This window comes from Gilliamella sp. B2889, from assembly GCF_026536885.1.
Lineage (GTDB): Bacteria > Pseudomonadota > Gammaproteobacteria > Enterobacterales > Orbaceae > Gilliamella > Gilliamella apicola_E.
Genome location: NZ_JAFNNF010000003.1, coordinates 36903 through 53530 on the forward strand (window position 1 = coordinate 36903; position 16628 = coordinate 53530).

Here is a 16628-nt window from a genome sequence, read left to right on the forward strand (position 1 = left end):
TTTTCTTATCCTGAATTTCGCATTCCTGCCGCAATACCAGAAATGGTAATCATTAATCCCTGTTCAACTATAGTATTTTCGTTGTCATTTTTACGGGAACGACTTAATAATTCTGCTTGTAATAAATTAAGTGGTTCAATATATGTATTACGTAATGCAACAGACTCCGCAATCCAAGGTAAGTCTGCCATCAAGCTAATATCATCAGTAATCGTTAATACGGTATTAATATCTTCGGTTAATAAATTTCTTAACTCCTCTCCTAATGGCCATAATGTAGGAGAAACTAGCCTTTGTTCATAGTACTCATGAATATTCGGCGCCGCTTTAGCGTAAACCATTTCCAACATACCTAAGCGGGCATTAAAAAATGGCCAATTATGATACATATCTTTAAGTTGTTCTTTTTTGCCCTCATTGATAACTTGCCTAAGTGCGCTTCCTGCACCTAGCCATGATGGAACCATTAGGCGATTTTGAGTCCAAGCAAAAATCCACGGAATTGCTCGTAAACTTTCTATTCCTCCACCGGTACGTCGTTTTTGTGGTCGAGAGCCTAGAGGTAATCTTCCGAGTTCGGTTTCTGGTGTAACTGATCTAAAATAATCAACAAATTCAGCTTTTTCTCTTATGTAGCTACGATAACATTGGCATGAATAATCAGACATTTCATCCATAATATCACGCCAGACTTGCTTCGGTTCAGGCGGTGGTAATAAATTAGCTTGTAAAATAGCTGATGCATAAAGCATTAAGCTACTAAGTGCAACTTCAGGTAAACCAAGTTTGAATCGAATCATCTCCCCTTGTTCTGTAACACGTAAGCCACCTTTTAATGATCCTGGTGGTTGTGACAGTAAAGCAGCATGAGCTGGAGCGCCTCCCCGTCCGATTGAACCTCCACGACCATGAAATAACACCAAGTTAACATTATATTGTTCAAATAAATTAACTAATTCTTCTTGTGAACGATATTGTGCCCATGATGCTGCGAGAGTTCCTGCATCTTTTGCTGAATCAGAATAGCCAATCATAACCATCTGCTTGCCATTGATTTTTTCTCGATACCAAGGAATATCTAAAAGCTTTTGCATAACAGATTTTGCATTATTTAAATCTTCTAAGGTTTCAAACAAAGGTGCAACAGGAATATTTTTTTGGCAATCAACAATTTTTAAAAGTAAGTAAACAGCTAGGACATCAGAAGGTGCTTTTGCCATCGAAATAACATAAGACGCAATCGATTCTTCACCTGCTTTTTTGATAACACGGCAAGTGTCTAATACTTCTTTAACCATTTCATCTGGTTGCCAATTATAGGGTAGTAATGGTCGATTAGATTGTAATTCGGTTAATAAAAATTCTTGTTTTTCTTCTTCTGACCATGAAGCATAGCTGCCTAAGTTTAACTCTTTAGTTAAGGCGTCTAACGCTTCAGTATGTACTGAACTATCTTGACGTATATCTAATCTAACTAATTGCAATCCAAAACTTTTAATACGTCTTAATGTATCTAATAGTGGGCCATGAGCAATAGTTGACATTCCGTTTTCAATTAATGATTCATAACATGTATAAAGTGGTGTCCATAATTGTTCATTCTTTATTAAAAGATCATTAGGTTCTAAAACTTGTTCATTATTTAATAATGCAACTATGTAGCTATGGGTTTTAGTTAAACGTGAACGTAACTGTTTCATTACAGCCCGATAAGGCTCTGATGCTGTTTTATTTTGTTCATCTAATAAATCAATGACTGATTGGCTACATTCAGTCATTGATAATTCGCGAACTAAAATTTGAATATCAGCTAAAAATAGTTCAATTGCTTTTAATCTAGCTTGCAACATCACCCTTCCTGTAACTTTAGCTGTTACATTTGGGTTGCCGTCTCGATCTCCTCCCATCCAAGAGGTAAATTTCACTGGAACATGTTCAACAGATAGTTCAGCATTGAATGCATCAACTAATTGGTCATTAAACTCTCGTAAGAATAATGGGACGCCTTCCCATAAACTATCTTCAATTACAGAGAATCCCCATTTAGCTTCATCAAGAGGAGTAGGGCGTTTTTTACGAATTTCGTCGGTGTACCATGCTTGGCAAACAAGTTGTTTAAGGCGACGCATGATACGTTCTCTTTCATAATCCGCTAAATCGTTATGATCAAGTTGTGACAAACAATTATTAATAGCGGTATAAGTATTAATCATTGTTCGGCGATTGATTTCAGTTGGATGTGCAGTAAGCACTAACTCAATAGATAAATTATCAATAGCTTGTTCAATTATTTTAGGCGCGAAATTTAAATTTTTAAGTGTTTTAAATAATTCGGTCATTTTTTTAGGGCTGCTCGATGCTTCCCCATGCGGTGAAATTCCATAATACTCAGCAGCAGTATTAACTAAGTTTAAAAATTGATTAAATGCACGTGCAACATGGAGTAAATCTTGATCATTAAGATTTTCAATCAATTTTAGTAATTCATTATGTGCTTGTTTGTTACCTTGTTGAGCTGATTTTGATAACTGCCTTATTTTTTCGACCAAATCGAAAGTTTCATTCCCTGTTGCTCGTTTTATTGCATCGCCCAATAATGTACCTAGCATATTGACGTTGCTTCGCATTGATGAGTATTGGCTATTCATTCTATTCTCTACTTTGTTTATATTTTGCCTAAGAGCCTTTAAGCTGTATGACCAAAATTAAAGAAAAAGGTATAAATATAAGTTAATTGCTCAGGATATATACTTTATAACAATGTTGTATTGAATTTAAATAATAAAATCTTATAGTTTTTATTATTTCCATCGTTTTTATTATATTTGGTAAAAATAACATTCTGGAGACTATATAAAGATAATAAATTATTTAGAAAGAATTTTTTGTATTAACGAAACGTTAGTAAACTGTATATTGTCGTCGATTGGGTATATACTAATATCATTATGAATAAATATTGGATTATCTAATGATCGTTGTTTTTTATATTGCATCGATAATAGCTATTATTGCTAGTTTAAAAGTGATTTTTTGTAGAAGAGTAGAGAAGGCAATTTTATATCTCGCTATTTCACTTTTTGCATCAGCATTAATATTTATTCTGTTACAAACATATATTTCAGCTGCTTTATATATCCTCTTTTTTATTTGCGGTGGCATAATCCTTTTTTGGGGTGTTTCTTTAAAGCTTAAAATTCGTAATGATAATGTTGAAAATAATAAACATGGCATTAGTCCTAAGATTTGGTTGGGACCATTAGTTTTGGCATTCATATTGTTAGTTATTCTTATATATGGTGTAGTAAGCACTGACTATTCACAACTTAAAGAAACACATGAATTAATGCACCAAATGTCAATATATGCTTATATTTTGATGACGGAGTTAGCTGCATTTTTGTTATTAGGTGCAGTAGTTATATCTTATCATTTTATGCATCGAATGTTTTCGGAGAAATAACGTGATACCACTTATGCATGGGCTAATTTTTGCTTCTATCTTGTTTGTAATCGGGCTGTTAGGTGTAATGATTAGACGAAATCTCTATTTTTTATTATTAAGCCTTATTATCATGAATAATGGAGCAATAGCAGCTTTGTTTGTCGCGAGTAGTTATTGGCAGCAATCAGATGGTGGGGTTTTAGCTATCTTAGCTGTAATTACTGTCTTAACTCAAATATGTGTCGGGCTTGCTTTACTTGTTAAATTAATTTATCGACGTAAAAACTTTAATATTGATTCATTGAGCGAAATGAAAGGATGAATTTACTTTATTTAACTATCATTGTTCCATTACTATCTTTTCTAATACAGGTTTGTTTTGGGCGACAAATACAATCCATTAATGTTAAGTTAATCGGAATTAGTACTATATCTATTGTTGGTTTAATAACAATATTTTCATGTATTGATTTTTCTACCAATACCGTCCCAGATATGACACTCGTTTATACAAGAAATCTATGGACTTGGTTTTCTGTCGGTGATTTTGAAGTTCCGATTTCCTTAACTTTGGATGGGTTATCGCTAACTTTTTTAGTGCTAATTTCTTTCTTTGGTTTATTGATCTCTATCTTTGCTGCCAGTTATCTAAAATCACGGGAAGATATTTATACTTTCTATGCATATAGTAATTTACTCATAACTAGCATGTTAACAGTTGTGCTTGTTGATAATTTGTTTGTGATGCTACTCGGTTGGGAAGGTGTGAGTATAAGCACTTACTTACTTATTGGTATTTATTACAAACAGGCTCGTAATGGTTATGCTGCAGTTAAAGCTTTTGTTATGATGCATTTAACCGACATATTTCTAATTATTGGTATATTTTTACTTTATCAAACAGTAGAAACATTAAAAATCAGCGAGATTTTATTTAAAGCACATAACGATTTAGCTATCGATTCAGATATTATCTTTTGGATCACCATTATGTTGTTCCTTGGCGCTATGAGTAAATCGGCTCTTTTTCCAATGCATACATGGTTCACAGAAACCACATTAGCACCAATGCCAGCTGTTGCTTTATTACAGTCTTCAACAGTCATATTGGCCGGAGTTTATCTTGTTTTAAGATTAAGCAATTTGTTTATGATGTCTAGTGATACACTTTATATAATGCTTTTATTTGCATCTTTAACTATTATATTTGCTAGTAGTATTGCTTTGGTTCAAAATGATATAAAACGAATTATAACCTATATTAATTTAGCTCAAATTAGTTACCTATTTTTTGCCTTTTCAACTCAAAGTTGGAATTTATCATTAAATTGTTTGATAAATTATTCTGTAACCAGTACATTATTAATACTAGCTTCAGCAATTTTATTAAAACAATGCCAAGGTGAAAGAGACATTAGCAAAATTGGTGGTTTATTAAAATCTAACCCAATATTATATGCTATTTTTTTAATTATAATGCTTTCACTTAGTGCATTCCCTTATATTTCTGCATCTTTTTATATTAAAGGCGATATTATTTGGAGATTAATGGCACAAGATAGCTTGATGGCTGGCACCATAGGTTTATTAGGTGTTTTATTATCAAGTTTGGGCATTTGGCGCATAATCTTTTTAGTTTTCCATCATACCCATAAAATGGATTATATTATAAAAATTAAAACGATAAATTATTTTCCAATTTTTATATTGTTAATATTTACTACTGCATTATTTATTTATTTCCCATTGCCAATACAAGGAATAATTCCAATAGCCCATCTTGATACTCAGGAACAGTTACCATTTCGGATATTATTAAGTGCAGTGACTTTATTGAGTTTAGTTATTGCTTATATTCTTTATGGGCATCTTAATAGTGAGGTTCATGAAATACTTAATACTCCGATGGTCAAATTTTTAGGAAGATTATGTAAAAGCAATTGGCGATTTGATTTTGTCTTGAATAATATCTTCGTAAAACCTTATATCTATTTAGCGGATTTCCTGAAAAAGGATCCATTAGCGATATGGGACAACTGGATAATGTGGGGAATTAAAAAAATAAACTCATATATTGTTAGCCTAGAAAATGGACAGATACGATGGTATATGGTTTCAATGGTCATAGGTAGCATTATTATATTAATGTTATTGATTTTTATTTAATAAAGGTGTGAACTTTCATGTTGTTATGGCTTGTCTTCTTACCTGTAATTGGCGGATTCATTGGTTGGTTATGTCAAGTATTCTTACAAAGAATCGTAGTATCAACTGATGTACAATTGCGTTGGCAACGTTTACCAATTATGGTTGCTTTCACGACTATATTAATCACATTAATATTAGCCATAGTTTTATGGGCGAATGCAATAAATGTAGAACCAGATACAAGTTGGAGTAAAGAGGTTATTTATGACTGGATCCCATTACTTGGTATCCATTTTCATCTTCTATTGGATGGTCTATCGTTGGTAGTAATTACTTCGACACTTTTCATTGTACTACTAGTTATTATTTATTCTAGCAAAGAAAACCTAAATAACCTTGGGCTATTTTACTTATGTGTATTATTTATGACATCAGCCATTATGATGTTATTTGTCATTACTGATCTGTTTTTGATGTTTTTCTTCTGGGAAGCGGTAGCTATTCCGATTTATTTCTTAATTTCATTGTGGGGAAGGAGAGATTTAAATTCACAACGCTTCAATGGTGCTAATAAATTTTTAATCTACACACAAATAAGTAGTTTATTAATGCTAATATCTATTGTTTCATTAGCACTAATTAATTGGAATTTAACCGGTCAATGGACTTTTGACTATCAAATTTTAACTAAAACACCAATTTCAAGTAATACTGAATTTTTATTAATGTTAGGATTTCTAGCAGCCTTCCTTATTCGTATTCCTTTAGTTCCTTTTCACAATTGGTTTATTGAAGCACATATTGAATCTTCAACAAGTGGTTCAATGATGATAAGTGGTTTATTACTTAATACGGCAACATTTGGTTTATTACGTTTTGTAATTCCCCTTTTTCCAAACGCGTCTTTGGCCATTATGCCTGTTATTTCAATACTAGCTATGTTTACTGTTTTTTATGCTGCTTTACTAGCATTTAACCAAACAGATATAAAAAAATTAATTGCTTATATCCATATCGCGTTAATGGGATTTGTTACTACAATTATTTATAGTGGATCTGTAATAGCATTTCAAGGCGTTGTTATTCAAATGATAGCCATAAACCTAGCTATCGTTGGCATGTTTATGATTAGCGGATTATTGGCTGAATGCTATTTAACTCGGAATATAAACCAATTTATTGGATTAAAAGAGCAAGTGAGATATCTGTCCTCTTTTACTTTATTTTTTATGTTAGCTGTATTAGGCATACCAGGTACAGCTAATTTTGTTGGTAATTATATGATGTTATTAGGTAGTTATACCTCTTATTCATATTATACAATTTTGTTGGTAATTGGGTTGCTGTTACTGTCAATTTCCTTAATTATTCGTATGCAACCTATTTTTTATGGAGTAGTTGATAAAGTAGATGTAACCAAACACTTTTTAAGTAAAAAAGATATTTTATTATTATCTAGTGTGTTGATTGTTCTAATTTTTATCGGGTTGTACCCTAAGATGGTGTTAGATATATCTTATTCTACTGTCAACCAAACACAGCAGTATATAACAGCAGAACAAGTGGGAGAGTAAAAATTTATGATAGCTTTATTGCCAATATTCATATTGAGCTTTGCCATAATTGTTTTGCTCATAGCGCTTTTTGTTTTTAAAGTAGGAACTAAAAAATGCGCTATTTTAGCTATATCAGGGTTGATATGCGCTTTAATTTGTTCATCAATTCTAGGCTTTAAAATTTCTCATAACACACCCGCAATAACTGATATTAGTAGTGACAATATGCAAATATCTGTACCTACTTCACAAGGTTCAACTGATACTGATTTATCAAGTGAGCAAACTATAGCCGTTGATGAAGTTCCAACGGAAACATCATCCCCTCAAAATGACCAGAACTCTGAACCTATGGTTCAACAAGATTTTGTAGGCCCACCTCAGAATGTTATTGATACTACACAAGCTGATGATAATACTGATAATAAATGGCGTGCTCATCAAGTTACAGCGTTATTTACCTGTGATGGCTATGGATTACTTTATACCAGTTTGATTTTGATTATTTCTATTGTAGTTGCTTCACTCGCTTATCAATGGTTTGTACAAGAACTGGTCGTACATGGTTTATTCTATGTAATTTTATTACTTATGGCATTAGGCGGCGTAACTTTAGTTTATGCAAGTCATTTAATGTCATTCTTCCTAGGCTTAGAATTACTTTCGATACCATTTATTGGATTGATCGGTTATCAATATATACAAACACATGCGTTAGAAGCTGCGATCAAATATATGATTCTATCTGCAATAGCTAGTTCATTTTTGTTAATGGGAATAGCCTTCTACTATGCAACAACTGGAGAGCTTACATTTAGTGGTTTAAGTTACCAGCTTTCAACCATGAATTATCAAAGTACATTATTATTAATTGGCATTTGTTTAATATTAGTGGGAATTGGTTTTAAGCTTTCACTGGTACCTTTTCAACTTTGGTTGCCTGACGTTTATCAAGGTGCGCCGACTGTAGTAGCATTATTATTATCAACAGTAGGAAAAGTGGCAGTATTTTGTGCTATTGCCAGATTATTTTTACTTGCGCCAATTGTTAATAATGAAACAATTCGTATTATTTTGGTGATTATGGCTTTTTGTTCAATACTATGGGGTAATTTATCTGCTTTAATGCAAAGTAGCTTAAAGCGTTTATTAGCTTATTCATCCGTAGCTCACTTTGGTTATTTATTACTTGCTTTAATTGCGGTGCAATATCAAGTATTGGCCTTAGAAACCATTGGTGTATATTTGATTGGTTACATTCTTGCCAATATCTGTATTTTGGGCGTGATCAGTTTAGAATCACATTCCAACGAGTTACAGGATCATGAAAACGAAGTCGATCTTTCAGGATTATTCTGGCGTCGTCCTGTTTTAGCATTAGCAATGGGTATAGGTTTACTCTCTTTAGCCGGTGCTCCACTGACAGCTGGTTTTGTTGGGCGTTTCCTTCTAATATTGTTGGGTGTAACGGCTGAATTATGGTGGTTAATTGCGGCAGTGGTTATTGGTAGCACACTAGGACTTTATTTTTATGCAAGACTTATTCTCAACCTTTATATCAAACCATCTAATGATGAACAGCTGAATTCGAACATCAGATTAAAATGGCAAGATATAAAAATGAGCGAATTGCTAATTGTTCTTGCAGCAGTTTTAACGATTGTATGTGGTGTCTATCCAAAATGGTTAGTTAACTTAGTTAGTATGGCTCAATATTTAACGACTTAATTATTTTTGTTACTTTCTTGAGATTGATTAAAAAGACATTGACAAGAAATAGTTAATTATCGACATATTTATTGTGTTATAATTCTGAACTTTAATATTTTTGTAAAAATTAAGAGGACCGATATGGACTTTTTTATTTCTAATGCATATGCAGCCGATGGCGCTCAGCCTGGTGCTGATTATTTAATGCCAATTATGTTAGTGGTATTCGGGTTATTTTTCTATTTTATGATTATGCGCCCACAACAAAAACGCGCTAAAGCGCATCGTGAGTTAATGGCATCAATTTCTAAAGGTGATGAAGTATTAACTAATGGTGGACTTATTGGTCGAGTTTCAAAAGTTAACGACAATGGCTATATTGCGTTAGAGTTAAATGATACAACAGAAGTTGTTATCAAACGTGACTTTATCACATCTGTTTTACCAAAAGGAACAATGAAATCATTATAATAAATTTCATTGTATTAATTATCTAATTCCACAAGAGAAAATGTCGTGCTAAATCGCTATCCTTTGTGGAAGTACATTATGTTGGTCGTCGTAATTTGCGTCGGCCTGCTTTATGCGCTTCCAAATATTTATGGTGAAGATCCTGCTATACAAATTTCAGGTTCAAACGGTACCGAAATTAATGTTGCTATGCAAGATAAAGTTAAGCAACTTTTGGTGAAAAACAAAATTGAACCTAAATCACTCGTATATGAAAATAAATCTATTTTAATTCGATTAAGTGATAATGATACTCAGCTTAAAGCTAAAGAATTAATATCACAAGAATTAGGTGAAGATTATACTGTTGCGCTAAATCTAGCACCAGCAACACCATCGTGGTTAGCTGTGATTGGCGCAGAGCCAATGAAATTAGGCCTCGATTTGCGCGGCGGTGTTCATTTCTTAATGGAAGTAGATATGACTACTGCATTAAGTAAATTGACAGACCAGTCGATTGAAAATTTAAAAGCAGAGTTTAATAAAAACAATCTTGTATATAAAACAATCAGCAAAAATCCTAATCAACAAATAACAATGCAATTTGATAATGTTGAAGATCGAAATAAAGCTATTACTAAGATCAATGGATTACAAGATTATGAGTTAACTTCACAAGATGAAAACAGCATTGTCATTAGTGTTAGTCAACAGAGACTGCAACAAGCGAAAAATGATGCAGTTCAACAAAATACTACCATTTTACGTAATCGAGTTAATCAGTTAGGTGTGGCTGAACCAATTGTTCAACGCCAAGGCTCAGATCGTATTGTGGTTGAATTACCAGGTATCCAAGATACTGCATTGGCTAAACGCATTTTAGGTGCGACAGCTACCCTTGAATTTAGGCAAGTGAATGATGATAGCTCAATTGACTTAGCTGCAATTTTAAACGGCAATATGCGTGTTCCATATGGTTCTGAAATAAAATATATGGAAAACGGCCGACCAGTTTTACTTTATAAACGTGTAGTATTAACAGGTGATCATATTACCGATTCTTTATTTAGAGTAAACGAATATAGCCAACCAGAGGTTTCTATCACTCTTGATAGTGCTGGTGGTAAAACCATGCTTGGTTTCACGCAAAAAAATCTGAAAAAAGCAATGGCAACACTTTTTGTCGAGTATAAAGATACTGGAAAACGTGATGAAAATGATAAACCTATTCTTGAAAAACAAGAGAGAGTCATCAATGTCGCAACTATCCAAGGTATTTTTAGTGACCGATTCCAAGTAACAGGCATAAGTAGTATTGATGAAGCTAAGAATTTATCATTATTACTTAGAGCCGGTGCGTTGATTGCTCCGATTCAAATAATTGAAGAACGAACAGTAGGTCCTTCAATGGGGCAAGAAAATATCACACAAGGCTTAGAATCTTGTGTTTGGGGATTATTAATTTCTGTCATATTTATGTTGGTGGTTTATCGCCTATTTGGAGTATTTGCAAGTCTTGCACTGGTAGCGAACTTAATTTTGATTGTTGGTACCATGTCATTATTACCAGGTGCGACATTGAGTATGCCAGGTATTGCCGGAATAGTTTTAACCGTAGGTATGGCAGTCGATGCTAATGTATTGATTAACGAGCGAATAAAAGAAGAACTAAGTAACGGACGAGGTGTTCAACACGCAATTAGCGAAGGTTATGCGGGCGCTTGGAGTAGTATTTTTGATGCCAACATCACCACACTGATTACTGCGGTTATTCTTTATGCAGTTGGTACTGGCTCAATTAAAGGCTTCGCTATTACATTAGGTATCGGTATTGTAACATCGATGTTTACCTCGATCGTAGGGACTCGAGCATTGGCCAATCTTATTTATGGTGGTCGTCGTGTTGATAAGTTATCAATTTAGAGGTTTATTGTGATTGTTGATAAAAAAGAAAATCATGATGTTAGAGAGCTAAATCATGGCCGCAGAGTCCTCGACTTTTTAAAATTTGGTTTTATTGCTTTTGCCATCTCAATGATATTAGTTGTGGCGTCATTTGTAGTAATTTTTGTTAAAGGATTTAATCTTGGACAAGATTTTACTGGTGGGACAACTGTTGAGTTAACCGTTACTAAAGCTATAAACCTTGATGACCTACGTAACAGTTTACGTGATGAGGGCTATCATGAACCAATCGTTCAATATTATGGTAGCAGTAAAGATATCATTATTCGACTACCAACTGCCAACCAAAGTGAAGGTAGTGTATCATCAACGATTGATAATGCATTAGGTATGAAAATTTCAAATTTAGTGCATAAAAATATTGATAGTAATGCGGAAATTAAACGAATTGAATTCGTTGGCCCAACAGTTGGTACTGAATTAGCTCAAGATGGAATATTAGCGATTTGTGCTGCTTTAATCTGTATTTTAATCTACATTGCGTTTCGATTTGAATGGCGATTTGGTACAGGTGCTGTTGTCGCATTAGCGCATGACGTTGTAATAACCGCAGGATATTTATCGTTATTTAATCGAGAGTTAGATTTGACTATTATCGCAGCGATGTTATCTATCATTGGTTATTCACTTAATGATACCATCGTTGTATTTGACCGAATTCGTGAGAATTTTAGAAAAATTCGACGTGCGTCGCCATACGATGTGATCAACATCTCACTAACTCAAACATTACATCGAACCTTAATGACATCAGGTACAACCTTAGCTGTTGTTATTATTTTGTATATATTTGGCGGTTCAATGTTAAAAGGTTTTTCTGAAACATTAGGCGTAGGGATTGTGTTAGGCACGATATCATCGATCTATGTGGCCGCATATATGTCACTTAAATTGGGTGTTAAACGTGAGCACTTTATGCCACCAAAAGTTGAAGTTGAAGGTGCAGATCAAAACGCAATTATTCGTTAACTACCTAAGCTCTGTCATAGTTTGACAGAGCATTATTAGACTGTTTTTTAAGCGAATAATACCAAACTATTTGACACCTTTTAACTAGTTGCATATTATTAGCCACAGTTTTACCTATTTAGGGGCCATAGCTCAGCTGGGAGAGCGCAACGCTGGCAGCGTTGAGGTCAGGGGTTCGATCCCCCTTGGCTCCACCAATTCCCTATTTCTTAAATCAAATTCTTTCAGATACATATATCTAGTGCTAAGATAGCTAAACTATTAACTATTGAGTACTCTATATGATTCAATACCATTCAAAAATATTAGCTAATGAATGTCGTGATATGAATGATATTCGAGCTGAAATCGACAGAATAGATCATTTTGTAATTCAATTATTAGCCGCTCGGTTCGAGTATGTTAAAGCTGCAAGTCAATTCAAAAAAAATGTCACTGATGTGCAGGCTCAAGCTCGTTTTAACAGTATGTTAGAGCAACGTATGCTTTGGGCTAATGAGTTGGGACTTGATGGTGAAGTGATTAAACAATTGTATGCTAACTTAGTTAAATATTTTATCAATGAAGAAATGAAACATTTTAATAAGGCAAATAAATAAGATGAATTATGAAAACAAACAGCATCTATTGGATGAGATAAATAAAACTGCTAAGCTATTTATTGATGAATTCAGCGAATTATCCGAACTAGATAAAGATAAGTTAATAGATGGAGTAGATCGAACTCCAAGTCAAATGATTGCTTATCAGTTAGGATGGTTGGATCTTGTTAAGTCTTGGGATGATCTTGAACTTGCTGGACAAACCCCAACATTACCAGCAGAAGGCTACAAATGGAATCAGTTAGGCACATTATATCAACACTTTTATAAGATTTATCAGGATTATTCATTACAAGAACTGATTAAATTATTTAATGAGAAACTTGTTATCTGGAATAATTGGATTAACTCATTAGATGATAGTACACTTTTTATAAAAGACACGCGTAATTGGACTAAACCTTTTCCTTCAGCATGGACTGTTGCACGATTTATCCACATTAATTCTGTTGCACCATTTAAATCCTTTAGAGCTAAAATTAGAAAATGGAAAAAATTAAATTCAAATCAGTAAAATCATAACATTTATTCCCAAAAAGATAAGGAACTGTATGGCTTTTTCAGAACAAGAAAAGAAACACCTTTTAGAACTAAAATACGTTGGCGATAAAATCATAGAAAGATTACAACAGATGGGATTCGATTCATTTGAAAAGTTGCGTAATACTACTTTAGATGAAATACTGAATAAAGGTGCCTTATTAACCGGATCATCATGTTGGAAAAACAGCCATCAGGCAAAAACCGCAATCCAAAATATTTTGGCTTTGGTCAATCAATGTGATTAATTTGCGGTCACTAATATGTGGCTATTTTATTTATCCCTATGTATATAGAGAACACTAAAGACAGTCTTTAATTTCCAGCCCTATTGCGGTTCATCTCTATGTATAAAGAAATAAGTTAATTTTATAAAAAATTGATTTAAGTTATTAATTTTTGATAAATTTTATTCAACACATTCCAATTTAAAAGTGTTTACTTTTAAATTAAATCAAACTAATTCAATTCAAATAAAAACCCAATTCTTGAGAATAAAAAGAAGATTCTTTTTCTGTATCAATTAAAACAATAATAGCGTTCGGTCTATGTATTTGTTGTCGGAGTTTTTCTAAACTTGTTTGATCAAGTTGAGGAATCTGATTTTTGATTTTTTCCCATTTTGCACGTCTTAGCGAAATTCGACTTTGCTCCCAAGCATATTCGCTATTACTACAGTAAGGAATAATTTTTTCATTTTGTTGATAAGCTAAATAGATATCAACGCTATCTTCTGATAAACGAGTCGCCACTTCGACTTCGTTATTCCATCCCATTTTTGGATCACGTTTATAACCTGCATTCAAATTTAATACGCTTTGATTGGCAATTGACGATTTACTTAAATTAGACCCTTCAGCACCATAATAACCTTTTTGTAATCCTGCTGGTGGTTCAAAATCTTGTTCATAAACGGATTCGATTAATTGCCTTGCATCATCCGGCATTTTAATGCAACCTTGCTCGGATAGTGTCTTTTGGGTATACCATAAATGAGCCGGATTAGCGTAAACATAACTGGTATTTCGAAAGGCTGGTTCGTCAAGCCAATTCGCGTTTGGTTCAGCTTGCCAATTTGGAGCAAGCACAATTAGGGTAGGGGGATGGCGTTCATCTAACGATTGATTTTTTTCATCATATGGTTTGATATTACCCTGTTTATCGCGAACATGTCGTTGTAAACGTCCAGCTCGTTGTATCAATAAATCTATCGGGGCAATATCGCTGATCATTTCATCAAAATCAAGATCCAAGGATTGTTCAATCACTTGTGTTGCTATAATGACTTTTCCTGCACGAATTTGATGATTCGATGTTTTTCCAGCCCATTGTAATGTTTTTTCTTCAATGTCCAAACGGTCACAATACGCAAAACGGCTATGAAAAAGTAGGATTTGTGTATGATCCAGTTGTAAGTTGAGTTGAATTTGTTGATATAGACTAATTGCATCTTGTACACTGTTTTTGATCCAACAAATAATTTTACCTTGTTGTATAGCTTTGCTGATTTTGTCTATACCGGCTTCAATATTGTTTATCCAGTCTATGTTTACTTGGCGTTTAACTTCTGATCGGGTTTCAATCGCTTGTTCAACTAAGCCGTTATGATTAAGCTGTGTCATGAGTGGAAAAGGTAATGACTGTTCTAATTTTAAAGCTTGTTTATTACCAGTTAAGCCTTTATAAAAGGCATCGAGTAGTTTTTGACGCAGAAAAAAAGGTAATGTTGCTGTCAAAATAATAGCACTGCCACCTTGTAACGCATGGTAATGTAATAAGTTTTCGAGTAATTTTACCATGTAACTGTCATAAGCATGAACTTCGTCTAATATCAGTAATTTATGGCGTAAACCTAATAAACGTAACGATTGATGTTTGAAAGGCATAATTGCCATTAACGCTTGATCTAACGTGCCAACTCCTACTTCAGCTAATAACGATTTTTTTCGAGTATCAACAAACCATTCATTACATTCTCCACTCACTGATTGTTCACCCTTGGGGTATTCTTGCTGGCTAATTTCATCGTGATTTAAAATTGTTTGAGTAAAATGCGGATTCATATAGCTAGAGCCATGAGCTAGTACCAGCGAAGGATGGCTATCAGCTTGATATAATTGTTCGTAGACTTGAGCAGTGCGCTGATAAATAGCATTAGCTGTTGCTTGTGTTGGTAAGCCGATATAGATACCCTGTGCTTTTTTAGCTGTCATAAGCCGATGTGCTAAAATCATTGACGCTTCCGTTTTTCCTGCACCAGTCACATCTTCCATAATAAAAAGTTCTGCGCCATTATCAGAAAGTTGGCAGGTTAATGCTTGTTGCTGTAGTGGTGTTGGTTTTTCAATGAAAGGAAACAAATTTTTAATATCATTAAAAGGGGTGATTGGCGATGCTGTTGGTAAAGTGGCAATGGCTTTTTCTGCTTTCAACATCGCATGATTGTGCCAATATTCATCAAGAGGCATGGGCTGTGAACAAAACGGAAAAAATTGTTCATTTGAACCCAGCCAATCACTGATTACGGTCAAACCCGCAATTAACCAACTTATTTGTTTTAATTTTTTATGATAATTTATATCAAAAAAATGGCAAGCATGGTGTGCTAGATTGCTATCGACAATAAACAATTGATTCAGTGCGATAATATAGTCTAAAGCCGCTTGTTTATCTTGTTCATTAAATGATAAATTACCATAAGCTTCTCGTTCTGGTGGCTTGCCATGATGTCCCGTCATAATAAGCAGCCATGTGTCATATAATTCATCAATGTCTTCACTATGTTGTTCAAGCTTAACGTTTGGTTGGTGTTTAAGTGAGTTATTCCATAACCAAAAACCAAGCGAATCATGTCTGGAACTATAGCTTTTAGATGGATCGACGCTGACAAGCTGCGGATGATTGTGTTTAAATAAAGCTTGGAATCCATTCGCAAATTTACCAATATCATGCCAAGCTAAAAAATAAGCAAACCAAAGAGCCGCTTTTTCTATTTCGTTGGGAGAAAAACCAATCTGCTCAAATAATTCAGTAGAATTAAAATAATTATTTTTGACAATATGGTATCCACAAGCGGCGACATCTAAATTGTGGTAAGGTAAAAGATGATAATCACTTGATTGATCGACTGGTTGGCACTTTCCCCAATATTGATAAAATGATTCGCACATTAAAAAGGATATCCCTATTTTTATCAGCCAATTGTTTGAAATGTGAAGCTGAGTATCACCATTAATATTAGAA

Annotated in this window: 13 protein-coding genes and 1 tRNA gene; 12 read left to right on the top strand and 2 right to left on the bottom strand. The window is 33.7% G+C overall.

All coding sequences use genetic code 11. The features are described from left to right. Positions 1-5 precede the first annotated feature (5 nt). The gene (gene ppc, locus J3U09_RS05230) at positions 6-2648 is read right to left on the bottom strand and encodes a phosphoenolpyruvate carboxylase (RefSeq protein WP_267357402.1); all 2643 of its coding nucleotides are present in this window, start codon (positions 2646-2648) and stop codon (positions 6-8) included. 323 nt (positions 2649-2971) lie between these two features. On the opposite strand from ppc, the gene J3U09_RS05235 reads away from it, so the two are divergent. The 12 genes from J3U09_RS05235 to J3U09_RS05290 all read left to right on the top strand — a co-directional run bounded on the left by J3U09_RS05235 (position 2972) and on the right by J3U09_RS05290 (position 13633). After that, positions 2972-3463 carry an NADH-quinone oxidoreductase subunit J gene (locus J3U09_RS05235; protein WP_065562425.1) on the top strand — a complete coding sequence of 164 codons (492 nt, stop codon included), beginning with the start codon at positions 2972-2974 and terminating at the stop codon, positions 3461-3463. A 1-nt stretch (position 3464) separates the two neighbouring features. Continuing rightward, the gene (gene nuoK, locus J3U09_RS05240; protein ID WP_065562424.1) at positions 3465-3767 is read left to right on the top strand and encodes an NADH-quinone oxidoreductase subunit NuoK; all 303 of its coding nucleotides are present in this window, start codon (positions 3465-3467) and stop codon (positions 3765-3767) included. After that, the gene (locus tag J3U09_RS05245) at positions 3764-5611 is read left to right on the top strand and encodes an NADH-quinone oxidoreductase subunit L (protein ID WP_267357403.1); all 1848 of its coding nucleotides are present in this window, start codon (positions 3764-3766) and stop codon (positions 5609-5611) included. Before nuoK ends, J3U09_RS05245 begins: the two co-directional genes overlap by 4 nt. 17 nt (positions 5612-5628) lie before the next feature. After that, positions 5629-7167 carry a complex I subunit 4 family protein gene (locus J3U09_RS05250; RefSeq protein WP_267357405.1) on the top strand — a complete coding sequence of 513 codons (1539 nt, stop codon included), beginning with the start codon at positions 5629-5631 and terminating at the stop codon, positions 7165-7167. A gap of 207 nt (positions 7168-7374) precedes the next feature. Then, the gene (locus tag J3U09_RS05255; RefSeq protein ID WP_176713976.1) at positions 7375-8877 is read left to right on the top strand and encodes an NADH-quinone oxidoreductase subunit N; all 1503 of its coding nucleotides are present in this window, start codon (positions 7375-7377) and stop codon (positions 8875-8877) included. Between the two features lie 123 nt (positions 8878-9000). Continuing rightward, positions 9001-9330, top strand: coding sequence for a preprotein translocase subunit YajC (gene yajC / locus J3U09_RS05260; protein ID WP_065562420.1), 330 nt, complete (start codon positions 9001-9003; stop codon positions 9328-9330). 45 nt (positions 9331-9375) lie between these two features. Continuing rightward, positions 9376-11232 carry a protein translocase subunit SecD gene (secD, locus tag J3U09_RS05265; protein ID WP_267357407.1) on the top strand — a complete coding sequence of 619 codons (1857 nt, stop codon included), beginning with the start codon at positions 9376-9378 and terminating at the stop codon, positions 11230-11232. A 12-nt stretch (positions 11233-11244) separates the two neighbouring features. Beyond that, positions 11245-12243, top strand: a complete 999-nt coding sequence (gene secF, locus J3U09_RS05270) for a protein translocase subunit SecF (protein ID WP_416379915.1) — start codon at positions 11245-11247, stop codon at positions 12241-12243. A gap of 121 nt (positions 12244-12364) precedes the next feature. After that, a tRNA-Ala gene (locus J3U09_RS05275) sits at positions 12365-12440 on the top strand. An 84-nt stretch (positions 12441-12524) separates the two neighbouring features. Next, a complete protein-coding gene (locus J3U09_RS05280) occupies positions 12525-12842 on the top strand; it encodes a chorismate mutase (RefSeq protein WP_267357409.1) in 318 nt (105 codons plus the stop codon). Position 12843: 1 nt separating this feature from the next. Next, a complete protein-coding gene (locus J3U09_RS05285; protein WP_220225208.1) occupies positions 12844-13359 on the top strand; it encodes a ClbS/DfsB family four-helix bundle protein in 516 nt (171 codons plus the stop codon). A 37-nt stretch (positions 13360-13396) separates the two neighbouring features. Beyond that, the gene (locus J3U09_RS05290) at positions 13397-13633 is read left to right on the top strand and encodes a hypothetical protein (RefSeq protein WP_267357412.1); all 237 of its coding nucleotides are present in this window, start codon (positions 13397-13399) and stop codon (positions 13631-13633) included. A 216-nt stretch (positions 13634-13849) separates the two neighbouring features. Here the strand turns inward: J3U09_RS05290 and cas3 are convergent, their stop codons facing one another. Then, on the bottom strand, positions 13850-16555 hold the full coding sequence (gene cas3 / locus J3U09_RS05295) for a CRISPR-associated helicase Cas3' (RefSeq protein ID WP_267357413.1): 2706 nt from the start codon (positions 16553-16555) through the stop codon (positions 13850-13852). Between the last annotated feature and the right edge of the window lie 73 nt (positions 16556-16628).